Origin of the sequence: Streptomyces sp. NPDC088794 (assembly GCF_044750545.1) — a bacterium.
Classification (GTDB): domain Bacteria; phylum Actinomycetota; class Actinomycetes; order Streptomycetales; family Streptomycetaceae; genus Streptomyces.
In genome coordinates this window covers 66,477-81,741 of record NZ_JBIVKB010000024.1, presented here as the reverse complement: position 1 = coordinate 81,741, position 15,265 = coordinate 66,477, and the positions used below count along the sequence as shown (strand labels likewise).

General features: G+C 71.4%; 16 protein-coding genes. 7 read left to right on the top strand and 9 right to left on the bottom strand.

Annotated elements, in window-relative coordinates; all coding sequences use genetic code 11:
- Positions 1 to 108: 108 nt before the first annotated feature.
- Together ACIP6U_RS44580 and ACIP6U_RS44575 are read right to left on the bottom strand one after the other, a co-directional pair.
- Positions 109 to 750, bottom strand: coding sequence for a response regulator (locus ACIP6U_RS44580; RefSeq protein ID WP_401728845.1), 642 nt, complete (start codon positions 748 to 750; stop codon positions 109 to 111).
- A gap of 19 nt (positions 751 to 769) precedes the next feature.
- Complete coding sequence (locus tag ACIP6U_RS44575) at positions 770 to 1,936, bottom strand: sensor histidine kinase (RefSeq protein WP_401728844.1); 1,167 nt, start codon at positions 1,934 to 1,936, stop codon at positions 770 to 772.
- Positions 1,937 to 2,086: 150 nt separating this feature from the next.
- Between ACIP6U_RS44575 and ACIP6U_RS44570 the strand changes: the two genes are divergently transcribed.
- Positions 2,087 to 2,719 carry a hypothetical protein gene (locus ACIP6U_RS44570; protein ID WP_401728842.1) on the top strand — a complete coding sequence of 211 codons (633 nt, stop codon included), beginning with the start codon at positions 2,087 to 2,089 and terminating at the stop codon, positions 2,717 to 2,719.
- Here ACIP6U_RS44570 and ACIP6U_RS44565 read toward each other — a convergent pair.
- From ACIP6U_RS44565 to ACIP6U_RS44555, 3 genes are read right to left on the bottom strand one after another with little or no spacing between them, the layout of a single operon-like run.
- Positions 2,636 to 3,208, bottom strand: a complete 573-nt coding sequence (locus ACIP6U_RS44565) for a cob(I)yrinic acid a,c-diamide adenosyltransferase (protein ID WP_401728841.1) — start codon at positions 3,206 to 3,208, stop codon at positions 2,636 to 2,638. The genes ACIP6U_RS44570 and ACIP6U_RS44565 overlap by 84 nt on opposite strands.
- Before the next feature lie 13 nt (positions 3,209 to 3,221).
- On the bottom strand, positions 3,222 to 3,971 hold the full coding sequence (locus ACIP6U_RS44560) for an ABC transporter permease (protein ID WP_401728840.1): 750 nt from the start codon (positions 3,969 to 3,971) through the stop codon (positions 3,222 to 3,224).
- Between the two features lie 28 nt (positions 3,972 to 3,999).
- Entirely contained in the window at positions 4,000 to 4,782 is a 783-nt protein-coding gene (locus tag ACIP6U_RS44555) for an ABC transporter ATP-binding protein (protein ID WP_401728838.1), read from the bottom strand.
- 80 nt (positions 4,783 to 4,862) lie between these two features.
- Here ACIP6U_RS44555 and ACIP6U_RS44550 point away from each other — a divergent pair, with 80 nt between their 5' ends.
- The 4 genes from ACIP6U_RS44550 (at position 4,863) to ACIP6U_RS44535 (ending at position 9,737) form a co-directional block, all read left to right on the top strand.
- The gene (locus ACIP6U_RS44550; RefSeq protein WP_401728836.1) at positions 4,863 to 5,504 is read left to right on the top strand and encodes a TetR/AcrR family transcriptional regulator; all 642 of its coding nucleotides are present in this window, start codon (positions 4,863 to 4,865) and stop codon (positions 5,502 to 5,504) included.
- Between the two features lie 135 nt (positions 5,505 to 5,639).
- Positions 5,640 to 6,488: a 3-hydroxyacyl-CoA dehydrogenase family protein gene (locus ACIP6U_RS44545; RefSeq protein ID WP_401728835.1), complete on the top strand. Its 849-nt coding sequence runs from the start codon at positions 5,640 to 5,642 to the stop codon at positions 6,486 to 6,488.
- 177 nt (positions 6,489 to 6,665) lie between these two features.
- On the top strand, positions 6,666 to 6,989 hold the full coding sequence (locus ACIP6U_RS44540; RefSeq protein ID WP_123997713.1) for an STAS domain-containing protein: 324 nt from the start codon (positions 6,666 to 6,668) through the stop codon (positions 6,987 to 6,989).
- A 243-nt stretch (positions 6,990 to 7,232) separates the two neighbouring features.
- Entirely contained in the window at positions 7,233 to 9,737 is a 2,505-nt protein-coding gene (locus ACIP6U_RS44535) for an ATP-binding protein (protein ID WP_401728834.1), read from the top strand.
- 103 nt (positions 9,738 to 9,840) lie between these two features.
- On the opposite strand, the gene nucS is transcribed toward ACIP6U_RS44535, so the two are convergent.
- A complete protein-coding gene (nucS, locus tag ACIP6U_RS44530) occupies positions 9,841 to 10,512 on the bottom strand; it encodes an endonuclease NucS (protein WP_401728833.1) in 672 nt (223 codons plus the stop codon).
- Between the two features lie 256 nt (positions 10,513 to 10,768).
- On the opposite strand from nucS, the gene ACIP6U_RS44525 reads away from it, so the two are divergent.
- Positions 10,769 to 11,161 (top strand): SCO5389 family protein, encoded by a 393-nt coding sequence (locus tag ACIP6U_RS44525; protein ID WP_401728832.1) that lies wholly within the window; start codon positions 10,769 to 10,771, stop codon positions 11,159 to 11,161.
- A 97-nt stretch (positions 11,162 to 11,258) separates the two neighbouring features.
- On the opposite strand, the gene ACIP6U_RS44520 is transcribed toward ACIP6U_RS44525, so the two are convergent.
- On the bottom strand, positions 11,259 to 12,287 hold the full coding sequence (locus ACIP6U_RS44520) for an LLM class flavin-dependent oxidoreductase (protein WP_401728831.1): 1,029 nt from the start codon (positions 12,285 to 12,287) through the stop codon (positions 11,259 to 11,261).
- 222 nt (positions 12,288 to 12,509) lie between these two features.
- On the opposite strand from ACIP6U_RS44520, the gene ACIP6U_RS44515 reads away from it, so the two are divergent.
- A complete protein-coding gene (locus ACIP6U_RS44515) occupies positions 12,510 to 12,851 on the top strand; it encodes an ATP/GTP-binding protein (protein WP_401728830.1) in 342 nt (113 codons plus the stop codon).
- A 34-nt stretch (positions 12,852 to 12,885) separates the two neighbouring features.
- Here the strand turns inward: ACIP6U_RS44515 and ACIP6U_RS44510 are convergent, their stop codons facing one another.
- Both ACIP6U_RS44510 and ACIP6U_RS44505 read right to left on the bottom strand, forming a co-directional pair.
- The gene (locus tag ACIP6U_RS44510) at positions 12,886 to 13,758 is read right to left on the bottom strand and encodes an ABC transporter permease (RefSeq protein ID WP_401728829.1); all 873 of its coding nucleotides are present in this window, start codon (positions 13,756 to 13,758) and stop codon (positions 12,886 to 12,888) included.
- The gene (locus tag ACIP6U_RS44505) at positions 13,755 to 15,143 is read right to left on the bottom strand and encodes an ATP-binding cassette domain-containing protein (RefSeq protein WP_401728828.1); all 1,389 of its coding nucleotides are present in this window, start codon (positions 15,141 to 15,143) and stop codon (positions 13,755 to 13,757) included. Before ACIP6U_RS44505 ends, ACIP6U_RS44510 begins: the two co-directional genes overlap by 4 nt.
- Positions 15,144 to 15,265: the final 122 nt, after the last annotated feature.

Genomic DNA, 15,265 nt, shown 5'->3' with positions numbered 1-15,265 from the left:
AAAGAGCGGGGGTGGGGGTGCGACTGAGCCTTCGCACCCACGGTGCCGCGAGAATAGAAAGGTCTGGACCACAGGTCAAGAGGTCTGGACCACTACTCGTATACGGGATCAGATCCCCAACTCCTGCGCCAGTACGGCCGCTTGCACCCGGCTGCGCAGCTCCAGCTTCCCCAGCAGTCGGCTGACGTGCGTCTTCACCGTCGCCTCCGCCATGTCCAGCCGGGTCGCGATCTCCGCGTTGGACATTCCCTCGCCGAGGCAGGACAACACCTCCCGCTCGCGCCGGGTCAGGGCGTCGAGGACGGTCAGGTCGGCTTCCGGCCGTCGCGCCGGTCCCGCGGCGAACTCGGCGATGAGCCGCCGGGTGACGGCCGGGGCGATCAGACCCTCGCCGCGCGCGACCGTACGCACCGCCTCCAACAGGTCCTTGGCATCGGTGTTCTTCAGCAGGAAACCCGCGGCGCCCGCGCGCAGCGCCCCGAAGACGTACTCGTCCAGGTCGAACGTGGTCAGCACGAGGACGTCCGCGAGGTGTTCCTCGACCACCTGCCGGGTCGCCGACACCCCGTCCAGGCGCGGCATCTGAACGTCCATCAGCACCAGGTCAGGGCGCAACTCCCGGGCCAGGGACACCGCCTGCTCCCCGTCCGCCGCCTGGCCGACCACCTCGATGTCGGGTGCGCTGCGCAGGATGAGGACCAGCCCGGCACGCACGGCGGACTGGTCCTCGGCGACCAGGACACGGATCATGCGGCGGTCCCTTCGGGGATCATGCGGAGGTTCCTTCGGACAGGGGGAGGGTGGCGTGCACGGCCCACCGCGCGCCGGTGGGGCCCGCCTCGAAGGTGCCGCCGAGGAGCGCGGCCCGCTCCCGCATCCCCACCAGACCGGCGCCGGAACCCGGGGCGCGCGGACCCTCCCGGTCGCCGTACGGACTGGTGACACGGACGTCGAGGACGCCGTCCCGCTGGGCCAGCCCCACGGTGACCCGGCCGGGCGGGGCGTGCTTGAGCGCGTTGGTCAGGGACTCCTGGACGATCCGGTAGGCGGCGAGTTCGACGGGGGCCGGGACCTGGTCGTGGTCGGTGTCGAGGACGACGTCGAGGCCGTTGGCGCGGGCGGTGTCGACGAGGGCGCCGACGCCGTCCAGGGTGGGGGTCGCGGTGGGCGTGCCGTCCCCGGTCCGCAGGATGCCGATCAGCCGGCGCATCTCGGCCAGGCCCTCGACGCTGTTCTCCCGGATGACGGCCAGCGCGTCCCTGGACGTCTTCGGGTCGTCGAGCGAGAGCGCCGCCGTGGAGTGGATGGCGATCGCCGACAGGTGGTTGGCGACCATGTCGTGCAACTCCCGTGCCATCCGGGCGCGTTCGGCGGTCACCGCCTGGACGCGGTCCATCTCGGCCAGCAGCGCGGTCTGTTCGGCGCGCAGCCGGGCGCTGTCGGCGGCGTCACGGTGGTTGCGGACGATCCAGCCGGTGGCCGCGGGCGTGAACGCCACAAGACCGACGGCGACCCCGATCAGCAGCGCCTCGGGCTTGCGCAGGGTGGCGACGGGCAGCACGGTGGCGACCACCGTCGTCAGCCCGCTGATCCACAGCACCCGGCGGGCGGTGGCGGGCGGGGTGTACAGGACCCCGGCGTAGACGAGGTCCGTGAACATCACGAGGGTGGCCAGGTTGCCCTGGGTGATCGTGTCGACGGTCAGCGCGGCCACGCCGATCAGCAGGCCCGTACGGGGGCGGGTCCGGCGCAGCAGCTCGCAGCCGGCCATCACCACCAGCGGCACCAGGATCGGCCAGTGGCCGTGCCAGCGGACGATGGAGTCGTCGTGCGTCCGGATGCCGACGCTCACCGACCAGACGAGCAGTCCGCCGAGCAGGCCCCCGACGGCGATGCGTACGTCGTCGCGGTGCGGGCGGGGGAGCGTCACGGCCATGACTCCATCCAACACGGCGCACGCGCCGCCCGCCTGCTCCCCGGGAAGGGTCTCGAACTGCATCGTTCGATGTACCGCGACTTCGTCACTGGCGACGACGAACCGTCCACCGGCTGCCGGGAGCCTGGAAGGGAAGGAAGGGAGCACATCGTGATCGTCGCGCTGATCATCGCCTGCGAGGTCGGGTTCTGGGTGCTGCTGGCCGCCGGGCTGGCCGTCCGCTACCTGCTCAGGATGCGCCGCACGAGCGTGGCGCTGCTGCTGTGCGAGCCGGTCCTCGAACTGGTCCTGTTCGTCGTGACGGCCGTGGACCTCAGGAACGGCGCCGAACCGAGCTGGGAGCACGGCCTCGCCGCCCTCTACATCGGCTTCACCGTCGCCTACGGCCACTACACGATCCACTGGCTGGACGGCCACGCCGCGCACCGCCTGGCCGGTGCCCCGCGCCCGCCCAGGCCGCCCCGCTACGGGGCGGCCCGGGCCCTGCACGAGGGCCGGCTGTGGCTGCGCACGGTCCTGATGGCCGCCGTCGCCTGCGCCCTGCTCCAGGCCGCCATCTGGTACGTCGGCGACGGCGACACGTCCTCCCTGCGCAGCTTCCAGTGGGTGGCGCTCAGGGCCGCCGGCATCCACGGCCTGATCGCGCTGACGTATGTGATCTGGCCCAAGCAGCGCCCGGACAAGGAATCCGAGACCGGGTCAGCGCTCCCCGCCGGGGACCCACAGGACATCCCCGACACTCGCGTTCGCCGTGCGCGCAAGGATGAAGAGCAGGTCCGATAGCCGGTTGAGGTAGGTCGCGGTGAGGGGGTTCATGACCTCGCCGTGGACCTCCAGCGCGGCCCATGTCGACCGCTCGGCCCGCCGTACGACCGTGCAGGCCTGGTGGAGCAGGGCCGCGCCGGGCGTGCCGCCGGGGAGGATGAAGGAGCGCAGCTTCTCCAGTTCCTCGTTGAAGCGGTCGCAGTCGGCCTCCAGCTTGTCGACGTAGAACTGCTCGACGCGCAGCGGCGGGAACTCCGGGTTCTCCACCACCGGCGTCGACAGGTCCGCGCCCACGTCGAAGAGGTCGTTCTGGACGCGGACGAGGACCTTGACGATCTTCTCGTCCAGGCCGCCCAGCGCGATCGCCGTGCCGATCACCGCGTTGGCCTCGTTGGCGTCGGCGTACGCGGAGATCCGCAGATCGGTCTTGGCGACCCGGCTCATGTCGCCGAGGGCGGTGGTGCCCTGGTCGCCGGTCCTGGTGTAGATGCGCGTCAGATTGACCATGGGGCCAGCGTAGTTACGCCCCGGCGGTCCGGAACACGCGTGTGCCCACCGTCACGGTCAGTGTCGCGAAGGTGACGGCCACCAGGACCCCGTAGAGCATGGGGGCGCTCGTGTACCAGCCGACGTACGCGTCCCGCACCGCGTCCACCAGATAGCGCAGCGGCATGACGCGCGAGAGCAGGTCCAGCCAGCCCGGGGCCAGGGTCATCGGGAGCATCAGACCGGACAGCAGCATCGACGGCAGGGTCACGGCGTTGACGAGCGGGCCGAACTCCTGCGGGGTCGGGACCCGCATCGCCAGGGCGCACGACAGCGAGCCCAGCGAGACCGTGAGCAGACCCACGAACGCGAACCCGATCAGTACGCCGGCCAGCGGTGCGCGCAGTCCCATCACCACCGCCGCCAGCACGAGCAGGACCGCCTGGACGATCAGGACGGTGGCGTCCCGCAGGACCCGGCCGAGCAGCAGCGCGAGCCGGCTGACCGGCGTCACCCGCATCCGCTCGACCACCCCCTGCCCCTTCTCGACAATGACCGAGAACCCCGCGAACGCGGCCCCGAACAGCCCGAGTTGAAGCAGCAGCCCCGGCACGAGCACCTGCCAGGAACTCCCTCGCCCGCCGAGCGGCAGCCCGGTGAGCAGCGGACCGAAGAACAGCAGATACAGCAACGGCATCAACAACCCGAAGAGCAGCGCGAACCGTGAGCGCAGGGACTGGCGCAGATAGCGGCCGTAGATCAGCGCGGTGTCGTGGACGAACATCGGTCTCCTGTAAGGCGGTTCGGGTCGGTTATACGGCTACGGGGGCGGCGTCGGCCGGGGCGGGGCCGCGGCCGGTGATCGCGAGGAAGGTGTCCTGGAGGGTGGCGTCGATCGAGCCGCCGTACCGCAGCTTCAGGGCGCTCGGCGTGCCTTCGGCCACGACGACGCCCTTGTCGACGATCACCAGCCGGTGCGCGAGGGCGTCGGCCTCGTCGAGGTAGTGGGTCGTCAGGAAGACCGTCGTTCCGTGCTCGTCGCGCAGTGCGCGGATCAGGTCCCACAGGTCGGCGCGGCTGCCGGGGTCGAGGCCGGTCGTGGGCTCGTCGAGGAACAGGACCTTCGGGCGGTGGGCGAGCGCCAGCGCGATGTCCAGGCGCCGCCGCTGACCGCCGGAGAGCGTGCCGCACCTGCGGTCGAGGAGATCGGCGAGGCCGAGGGAGTCGGCCAACTCCCTGGCCCGCGCCGCCGCTTGATCCTTCGACAGCCGGTACAGGCGCCCCTGCGTGACGAGTTCCTCCCGTACGGAGATCTGCGGGTCGACGCCGCCGGACTGGGCCACGTACCCGCAGACCCGGCGCACTCCGGTCGGGGCGCCGGCGAGGTCGAGGCCGGCGATGGTGGCGGCGCCGCCGGTGGGCTCGAGGAGGGTCGTGAGCATGCGGAGGGTGGTCGTCTTCCCGGCGCCGTTCGGGCCCAGGAGGCCGAGGATCTCGCCCTCCCGGACGGCGAGGTCGATACCGCGCACGGCCGCCACCGGGCCGAGCCTGGTCTGGAAGGTACGGGCCAGTGAGGCCGTACTGATGATGGGCATGGCCCTAGAAAAACAGAGCCTCTGAAAGTTTGCGATGACCCCAAAGTTTCAGAGGGTCCATCGAAGTTAGGATGTGGACCATGGCGGAAGGGCTCAGGGAGCGGAAGAAGCGCGAGACGCGGCAGCGCATCTCGGACATGGCTACCGGGCTGTTCCTGGAGCGCGGGTTCATGGAGGTGACCATCGCGGAGATCGCGGAGGCGGCCGACGTCTCGGTCAACACCGTCTACAACTACTTCCCCGCCAAGGAGGACCTCTTCCTCGACCGTTCCGTCGAGGTGGTGGAGCGGACCTCCCGGTGGGTGCGCGGCCGGGACGCGGGGGAGTCGGCCGCCCGGGCCGTCCTGCGCGAACTCCGTGCCGAGGTCGAGGTGGTCTCGCCGCGGGTCGGTCTCATGGCGGGCTACGGCCGCTTCATGCGCGTCATCCACGAGGCGCCGCCCCTGCGTTCGCGCCTGTGGACGCTCCAGCAGGAGATCCTCGACCACCTCGAAGCCACCCTGCGCGAAGAGGTGGGCGCCGCCGCGGACGACCCCCTGCCCGGCCTGATCGCCGGTCAGATCTGCTGGGTCCAGCAGATGGTCATGGTGAGCGTCGGCCGCGCGATGCTCGCCGGGCGCAATCCGGACGTAGTGTCACGAGAAGTGCTCGTCCTCCTCGACGAGATCGAGGAGCTGTTGGGCGAGAAGGTGCTCAACTACGCCGTCCGTGGCGCCCCGTGACCCGTGCCGGTGTGATGTCCGTCAGATGAGACGTGACGCGCGTTACTTACCGGTCACACAGCGCTTCACGAGCGCTAAGGTCCGCCGAAGAGGCAACTAAACAGCGTGTAAGGCGTTCAAAAGGGGAGTCGCACAGTGGCACGGAAGCTGGCCGTCATCGGCGCCGGTCTGATGGGTTCCGGTATCGCCCAGGTCGCCGCGCAGGCGGGCTGGGAGGTGGTCCTCCGGGACGTCACCGACGAGGCGCTGAAGCGTGGCACCGACGGCATCAAGGCGTCGTACGACAAGTTCGTCAGCAAGGGCAGGCTGGAGGCGCACGACGCCGACGCCGCCCTCGGCCGGATCACCGCGACCACCGATCTGGACGCCGCCGCGGACGCCGACCTCGTCGTCGAGGCCGTCTTCGAGAAGCTGGAGGTCAAGCACGAGATCTTCCGCGCGCTCGACAAGATCGTGCGCCCGGATGCCGTGCTGGCGTCCAACACCTCCGCCATCCCGATCACCAAGATCGCGGCGGCCACCGAGCACCCCGAGCGGGTGGTCGGCGTGCACTTCTTCTCGCCGGTGCCGATGATGCAGCTCGTCGAACTGGTCCGCGGGTACAAGACGAGCGACGAAACCCTCGCCACCGCGCGGGAGTTCGCCGAGTCCGTCGGCAAGACCTGCGTCGTCGTCAACCGCGATGTCGCCGGCTTCGTGACGACCCGTCTCATCTCGGCGCTCGTCGTCGAGGCGACCAAGCTCTACGAGTCGGGCGTGGCGAGCGCCGAGGACATCGACCTCGCCTGCAAGCTGGGCTTCGGCCACGCCATGGGTCCGCTGGCCACGGCCGACCTGACCGGCGTCGACATCCTGCTGCACGCCACCGGCAACATCTACACCGAGACGCAGGACGAGAAGTTCGCGCCGCCGGAGCTGATGCGCCGGATGGTTGACGCCGGTGACATCGGGCGCAAGAGCGGGCAGGGCTTCTACACGTACTGAGACACCCGTACGTACCGCCACTGAAACCGCACAGTCCCCAGAGGCATCACCCTCTGGGGTGAATTCGGTATCGGTTCGCTTACAGACGGCAACCTGTCCGCCGCTGAAGCAGTCAGACGTTGCACAGCCACCGTCACGGAGTACGAGGACACACCACCGCACTCACGGGGAGCGCATATGCACATCAGGGGCGACCACGCCGAGCTGGTCGTCGGGGGCCGCCTCGACGTCCGCAGCGCGGCGGACGCCCGTACGGTCCTGCACTCGGCCGTCGACGACGGAGTCGGCGATCTGGTGCTGGACCTGTCCGAGCTGGACTCCTGGGACGCCACCGGACTCGGCGTGATCATGGGCGTCCACCGGCGGGCCGGCCGCTGCGGCCGGCGTCTGGTGCTGCGCGACGTACCGCCGCAGATGCAGCGCCTGCTGGTGGCCACCCGGCTGCACCGGATCCTGGCGATCGAGGGCGGCATCGGCGTGGAGTCACTGCCCCGCGTGTGACGTCCGGCGCGGGCGGACGGGCGGGGCGCGAAACACCGGGCGCGCGCAATCCTCACGAGACTGTGACGTCTCGGGCGGCGCGGTACCCCGGGCTGTCGGACATACTGTGCGAAGGTTTAGGGTTCGCCTGCCCGCCACCTTGATCCCTCGTGTGGGCACCGGACCAGAAGCGACAGCGTGGTGTGCGGCAAGGCCGGGAGGGGCTTGAAGAGCACACGAGCGCTTTTGGGGGGCTTGAAACCTATGGACCCGAACGACCGGGGACCCGAGGAGTACGGCCATGACGCCGACGGCAGCCCGCCGCGTCAGCGCCCGCCCAGGGAACCCCTCACCACCGACTTCGGACAGCCCGCACCCGCGCTCGCGCGCACGGTGCAGCTCGTCACCGGCGACTACCTGCTCACCGTCAATCCCGTGGACGGCAGCGAGATAGAAGCGTGCCCGCCCAGCGAGCGCCCGGGGCGACCGGCGAAGCTCACGGCCGACGAGCGCGTCGAGACGGACCGCGCCGCCCGGCCGCCCGTCCCACCGGGACAGACCCGACCGGCCCTGCCCCTGCTGGAGCGCCAGGACGACCGTGAGCGCCTGGTGCGGCTGCTCGCGCGCGGCCGCTCGGTGCTGCTGACCGGCCCCGCCGGCTCGGGCCGCACCAGCCTGCTCGACCTGGTCGCCGAGGACTGCGAGGACCTCGCCCCCGACGGCGTCGTCCGCCTCGACGGCTTCCACCGCACCGCCGACGACCTGCTCCACGACCTCTTCTACGCCGTCTACAACGCGCCCCTGTACCGGCCGGCCCCCGACGAGATGCGCGCCCTGGTCCGGGAGATCGGCGCGGTCGTCGTCCTCGACGACCTCGAGTTCGGCGGCGCCGCGCTCGACGAACTGCTGGACGCGACACCCGAGTGCGCCTTCCTGATCGCCGCGACACCCGACGTACCGGCGCCCTCCGTCGACTCCGCCGTCGAGGAGGTCTTCCTGGCCGGCCTCGACCGCGCGGGCAGCGTGGAGATCCTGGAGCGCGCCGTCGGCCGGGTCCTCACCGAGGAGGAGGCCAACTGGGCCGGCGACGTCTGGTTCGAGTCCGAGGGCCTGCCGCTGCGCTTCGTCCAGGCCGGCGCGCTGCTGCGCCAGCGCGACCGGATCCGCAACGGCACCGGCGCGGTCGACGAGTTCGGCGTCTTCGCGGACGCCCTCCCGGTGGACGCGCCCTTCGAGACCGAGCCCGGCGACGAGGTGCCCCTGCCGTCCCTCGGCGAGGCCGCCGCGCCCGCCCCGCTGCTCGCGGCCCGGCTCAGCGCCTCGGCCCGCGCCACCCTGCGGTTCGCCGTCGCGCTCGGCGGCGAGGTGCCGCACCAGGCCCATCTGCCGGCGCTGGTCGGCGACACCCACGCGGACGCCGCCCTCGGTGAACTCGCGGGCTGCGGCCTGGTCACCCCGGTCGGCACCCGCTACCGGCTCGCCGCCGGAGTGGCGGCCCAGCTGGTGGCCGCGGGATACGGCGACGACGCCGAGACGCAGGCCCTGGCCGCCGCCCGGCACTACGCCTGGTGGGCCGGGCACCCCTCGGTCACCCCGGAGCGGGTGTGCGCCGAGGCCGACGCCCTGCTCACCGCCCTGGACCTCCTGGTGCCGGGCACCACGGCGCCCGCCGAGGACGAGGAGAGCGTCACCGTCCAGCTGGCCCGCACGGCGGCGCCCGCGTTCGCCGCGGGGCTGCACTGGAGCGCCTGGGAGCGGGCCCTGCGGTCCGGTGTCCAGGCCGCCGGGCTGTCCGGCGAGGTGTCGGAACAGGCCTATTTCCACCACGAGTTGGGAATTCTCGCGCTCTGCGGCGGAGAGTTCGACCAGGCGCGCGCCGAGTTGGAGGCCGCCGTGGGCCTGCGCGGCGCGGTGGCCGACAAGCGCGGCACCGTCGCAGGCCGCCGGGCCCTGGCCTTGGTCGCCGACCGGACCGGCACCACGCCGGGCTTCGGTTCGACCGCGGCCGAGGAGGTGCCGGACGCGCGCTCCGAGGAGTCGCAGTCGCCGCCCGGCGGTGTCCCCGCGGTCGTCCTGGCGCTGCCGCCGGGCGGCGACACGACGCTGGTCACCCACCGCTCCGGGGCCCCCGGCCCCTCCAGGGCCCGCCGCGGCGGCCTGCGGGGCCTGGCCCGGCGCAACCTCGTGGCGGCCGGCGCGGGCGCCCTGCTCGCGGCGGTGCTCGGCACGGTGGTGACGCTCGGCGCCACGTCCAACAACGACGCCGACAATCCGTCGAACCAGGTCGGCCCCAACCCGTCCGCGAGCCAGGGCCTCGAGGACGGCAGCCTGGGCGCCGACCTGCCGACGAACGGCGACGGCAAGGGCGACACCGGTACGGCCACCAGCCGGCCGACCGACCCGGGCCCCGACGGCACCTTCGGCACGTCCGACGACCCGACTCCGCCCTCGGACACGTCCAAGCCGTCCGACGACCCGAGCGGGACGCAGGGCGGGGGTGCGTCGCACTCGCCGTCGCACTCGTCCTCGTCGAAGCCGCCGTCGAACACTCCCTCGACGACGCCGTCCACCTCGCCGTCGACTTCGCCGAGCGACACCTCGACGCCGAGTCCGACGGAGACCACGCCGCCCACGGAAACGACTCCACCGACCGAGCCGGGCACTACCGACACGGCCAGTGGCCCGGCCTCAAGTGCCCCCGCGGAGACCACCAGTTCGGCGAGCGCGCCGGAGACCGGCACCGCGAGCGGCTCGGCCGACGTGATCTGAGGTACCCGCGACGCGTGAGGGCCGGGTCCGTGTCGACGGACCCGGCCCTCACTGTCGTAGAAGAACTCGCTGCGCCGGGGTCGGAGAGGCGTCGGAACAGGCCTCAGAACAGCCGGAGTTTGTCGTCCTCGATGCCGCGCAGGGCGTTGTAGTCCAGGACCGTGCAGCCGATGCCGCGGTCGGTGGCGAGGACGCGGGCCTGGGGCTTGATCTCCTGGGCCGCGAAGATGCCGCGGACCGGGGCGAGATGGGGATCGCGGTTCAACAGCTCCAGATAGCGCGTGAGTTGCTCCACGCCGTCGATCTCGCCGCGCCGCTTGATCTCGATCGCGACGGTCTGCCCCTCGGCGTCCCGGCACAGGATGTCGACCGGGCCGATGGCCGTCATGTACTCACGGCGGATGAGCGTGTAGCCCTCGCCGAGGGTGTCGATGCGGTCGGCGAGCAGTTCCTGAAGGTGTGCTTCCACGCCGTCCTTGATCAGGCCCGGGTCCACGCCGAGTTCGTGCGAGGAATCGTGGAGGATCTCCTCCATCGTGATGATCAGCTTCTCGCCGGCCTTGTTGACGACCGTCCAGACGCCTTCCTCGTCGCCCGTGCCCTCCTTGAGGGTGCAGGGCGGCGACATCCAGTTCAGGGGCTTGTAGGCGCGGTCGTCCGCGTGGATGGAGACGCTGCCGTCCGCCTTCACCAGGATCAGGCGGGGTGCCGCGGGGAGGTGGGCGGTGAGCCGGCCCGCGTAGTCGACGGAGCAACGGGCAATGACGAGACGCATGGTCGGCAACGCTACTCGACGGGCAGTGGTCCACGCGATTCGCCCCGGAAGACCCGAGACAACCCCTGTTCATATATGGCCGATTGTGGGTCTAACGAGGTCTCCGCATGTACGCATTCGCCTGGTGCCGTCACGGTCGGTTGCTTACCGTAGTAAACGGGAGGTCGCGAAACGTGTACGCAGCGTGTTCGGTATCGCGAACTCCCTTACCTGTCCGGGAACCCCTGTGGACCACAGGGGTCTGAGAGGAGAACCCATGTCGCTCGACGTCTCACCGGCCCTACTCGAACAGGCCGAGCGAGGCGAGGTCGACGAAGCGGAATTCGTCGACTGCGTCCGGACCTCCCTGCCCTACGCGTGGGAGATGATCAGCTCCCTGGTGGCCCAGCTGAAGGTGGACGGCGGTAACTTCGCCGACAACCAGACGCCGCCGCCGGACGAGCAGGCACGCGGTCAGCTGCTGCGTGCGCTCGCGAGTGACGCGATACGCAGCGCGCTGCAACGCCACTTCGGTGTACGGCTGGCCTTCCAGAACTGCCACCGGGTGGCGGTGTTCCCGCTGGACGCCTCGGTCGACGAGACGCTGGCCCGCTTCACCTCGGTGCGCAGTCAGTTGCTCAACCAGTCCCCGGAGTTCAGGGACTGCTGAGCCGCACCACCGACTTGCCGCTCCGTACGCGGGAGGTGCATTTCAGTACGGAGCGGCAAGTTCCACGCCGGGCGGGGCAGTTGGGATCCGTCCACGGTCAGTCGAGCTGCGGGAGCACTTCGGTGCCCAGTCGCCGTACGTTCTCCTCGGTGGCCGCCAGATCGCCCGAGCCCTCGACGAGCAGGGCGAAGCGGGTGATGCCGGTCCGCTCGCTGGTCGCCGCGAGCCGGTCCGCGCACAGCCGGGGCGTGCCCACCGGATGCAGTCCGCAGAGCAACTCCGTGTAGGCCAGCGGGTCGCGCATCTGCCGGGCCCGGCCGTCCACCGTGACATGCGCGTCGAGCCCCTGCTTCAGCCAGCCCGGCATCGCCTTGGTGAGCGCCTCCACCGCGTCCGTGCGCCGGTCCGCGATCTGGCAGACGCCGGCCGAGACATGGGCCGCGCCGAGGATCTCGTCGGCGGGACGGTCGGCCGCGCGCGCGTACTGCCGCCACAGGGCGATCATCTCGGCCTTCTCCTCGTCCCCGACATGCATCCCGAGCAGCATCGGCAGCCCGCGCTCGGCGGCCAGCCGCACACTCGCCGGGGACGTGCACGCCACGACGACCTCGGGTCCCGCCGCCTCCGACAGGGACTCCGAGGGCCGCGGCACGACCGGCACCTCACGGAAGGCGAACCGCCCGCCGGGGCCCGCCACCGAGGGCTCGCGCAGCCAGCGCAGCAGCAGATCGAGTGACTCCGGGAACCCCTGCTCGTACGCGGCCAGGCCCGTGCCGAACACCTCCAGGTCGACCCACGGCCCGCCGCGCCCCACGCCCAGCGAGAAGCGTCCGCCGGACGTGACGTGCAGCAGCGCGGCCTGCTCGCCGAGGGCCACGGGGTGGACGGTGGGCAGCACGCTGACCGCCGTACCGACGCGGATGCGGCTGGTGCGGCCGAGCAGCAGCGCGGCCAGGGTGATCGCCGACGGGCAGGTGCCGTACGGCACGAAGTGGTGCTCGGCCAGCCAGACCGAGTCGAGCCCGACCTCTTCCGCGATCTCCGCCGAGCGGACCGCGCGGTGCAGGGCCTCCCCCTGGCCCTGCCCCGGGAACTGGGCCGCCAACACGAAACTTCCTACGTGCATCGCTCTTTCCTGCTTCCTTGGCTCCGACATGGAGCTCCCCCACCGGGCATAACCGGACGACACGTGCCGAGGACACGGCCTGGCGAAGAGATTTGCGGATTGTCTGCAGAATGCGTCACGGCGAGGGGGACTTGAGATGATTGGTGCCCTACGCGTACCCCTGCTCGCGCCCCGTAGGCTGGAGCGGACACATGCTTCCTGTATAGCCCCGTGAGGTGTTCCGTGTCCCCGCGTCGCAACCGACCCAAGGGAGCCGATCCGTCGAATTCGTCCGGCGGCGGCGCCGACGACGAGCGGTCCGGCCGGTACGGCGGCTGGCAGTCGACGGAGACCTGGCAGGGCGAGGAGTGGAGCGTGCGCCATGTCGCGGGCGCGAGTGCCCAGGGGAAGACGTACCGCTGTCCCGGCTGCGACCAGCTGATCCCCTCCGGCGTCCCGCACGTGGTGGCCTGGCCGGAGTACTCGGGCGTGGACGACCGCCGCCACTGGCACAAGGCGTGCTGGAACGCGAAGGACCGCCGCACCACAAGGGTGCAGCGGTCCAGGAACAGCCCGAGGTTCTAGGCCCGTCGCGCGGCCGCCGGGCCTCTTCTACGGCTCAGACGTCCCGCTTCTGGAGCAGCACGACCGCGCCCGCGAAGGCCACGGCCGTCACGCCCACCGCGATCCACAGCGGCTCCCAGCCCGAAGGCCCGGAATCGCTCAGGGCGTCGGTGTAGAAGACGCTGAGCTGGTTCGGGATCGAGTAGTCGAACAGCGCCTGGCGCAGGCCCTCCAGGGCCGAGGAGAACATGAACAGCGCGATCACCAGCGGGGCCAGCACCAGGCCGATCATGATGGTGATCGCGCCCGCGGAGTGCCGGATGATCGAGCCGATGATCAGCGAGAGCAGGCCGAGCAGCGCGATGTAGAGCGAGATGCCGAGGGTGCCCTTCAGCCACTCCGTGCTGCTCGGTGTCCGGGCGCCGTCCAGCAGGGCCACGTCCGCCAGCGCGACCAGCAGCACCGACACGAACGTGACGCTGAACGCCACGACGAAGAAGACGATCGCCTTCGCCGCGAGCACCCGGCCCCGGGTCGGGCACGCGGTCATCGTGGTCCGGATCATGCCCGTGCCGTACTCCGAGGCCGTGGTCAGCACGCCGAGCGTGATGATGCACATGGTGCCGAGGAGCAGCCCGAAGACCCCGAACGACAGCGGGTTCTCGCCGGACAGGTCCGCGTCGCCCGAGTTGGCGGCCACCAGCGTCGCCACCAGCATCCCGATGCCGACGACGAGCAGCACGAACACACCGAGCGTCCACATCGTGGAGCGCACCGACCGGATCTTGGTCCACTCCGAGGCGATCGCGTTCCCGAGGTGCGTCGGGGTCACGGGGATCGGCGAGGTGTAGCTGGGATACGGCGAACCGGGCACCGCCTGCCACTCGGCTCCGGCGACCTGCGGCATCGGGGTCTGGGGCGTGCTCATCGGGCGTCCTCGGGCTTGGTCAGGTCGGCGGGCTGCTGCGCGGGCTGAGCGGACGCGGCGACGGGAGCCGGCGGGGCGGGCGTGGCGGTGGGTGCCGTCGGGAGCGCCGGAGCGGCGGCCGGTGCCGTGCCCGGCGTGGCCGACCGCGGGTCGGCGGACGTTGTCGGGACGGCCGCGGGCTGCGCGGGCGTGGCGGACGGGGCCGAGGCGGGCGCCTGGGGTGCCTGCGGCGTCTGCTGGGCGTACGGGTTGGGTGCGTCCGCGGCGGGGGCGCCCGGGGCGCCGTACGCGCCCGCCGGGGGCTGTCCCGCGCCGTACGGGCCCGGCTGTCCCTGCTGCATCGCGAACGGCTGGCCGCCCTGCTGCGGCGACGGCGGGGCGTACCAGTCCGGCTGGCCCTGTCCCGGCACCGGCATCGGCGGCTGCGCGCCGGGCGGCAGCGGCTGCATCAGGCCCGCCTTCTGGTCGACCGTCGAGCGGTAGTCGACCGCGCCCTGCGTCATCCGCATGTACGCCTCCTCCAGCGAGGCCTGGTGCGGCGACAGCTCCCACAGGCGTACGTCGGTGTCGTGCGCGATGTCGCTGATGCTCGGCAGCGGCAGCCCGGTCACCCGCAGCGCGCCGTCCTGCTCGGACATCACGTGCCCGCCCGCCTCGGTCAGCGCGGAGGTCAGCTTCTCGCGCAGCTGCGGCTCGGTGTCAGGGGTGCGCACGCGCGCGAAGCCGGCGGAGTTCGCCGCGATGAAGTCCCGGACGCCCATGTCGGCCAGCAGCTGACCGCGTCCGATCACGATGAGGTGGTCGGCGGTCAGCGCCATCTCGCTCATCAGGTGCGAGGAGACGAAGACCGTACGGCCCTCCGCCGCGAGCGCCTTCATCAGGTTGCGCACCCAGAGGATGCCCTCGGGGTCGAGGCCGTTGACCGGCTCGTCGAAGAGCAGCACCTGGGGGTCGCCGAGGAGCGCGGCGGCGATGCCGAGCCGTTGTCCCATACCGAGCGAGAAGCCCTTCGAGCGCCGCCTGGCCACCTCGTGCAGACCGACCACGCCGAGCACCTCGTCGACCCGGCGGGCCGGGATGCCCGACAGCTGGGCCAGGCAGAGCAGGTGGTTGCGGGCGGACCGGCCGCCGTGCACGGCCTTGGCGTCGAGCAGGGCGCCCACCTGGCGGGGCGCGTTGGGCAGGTTGCGGTAGGGGTGGCCGCCGATCGTCACCTGGCCCGCGGTGGGGTTGTCGAGGCCCAGGATCATGCGCATGGTCGTCGACTTGCCCGAGCCGTTGGGCCCCAGGAACCCGGTGACGGCGCCGGGCCGCACCTGGAAGGAGAGGTTGTACACAGCGGTCTTGTCGCCGTAGCGCTTGGTCAGGCCGACTGCCTCGATCATGCTCCGCACCCATCGAAAGGTTCAGGACAGCGGGGCACACGCCCCCCGTAAGGGTTAGGAGGATACCGAGGCGCTGACGGTTCCGCTCAAGGGCAAGTAAAAGGTTGCCGTCCGCCTTCGAT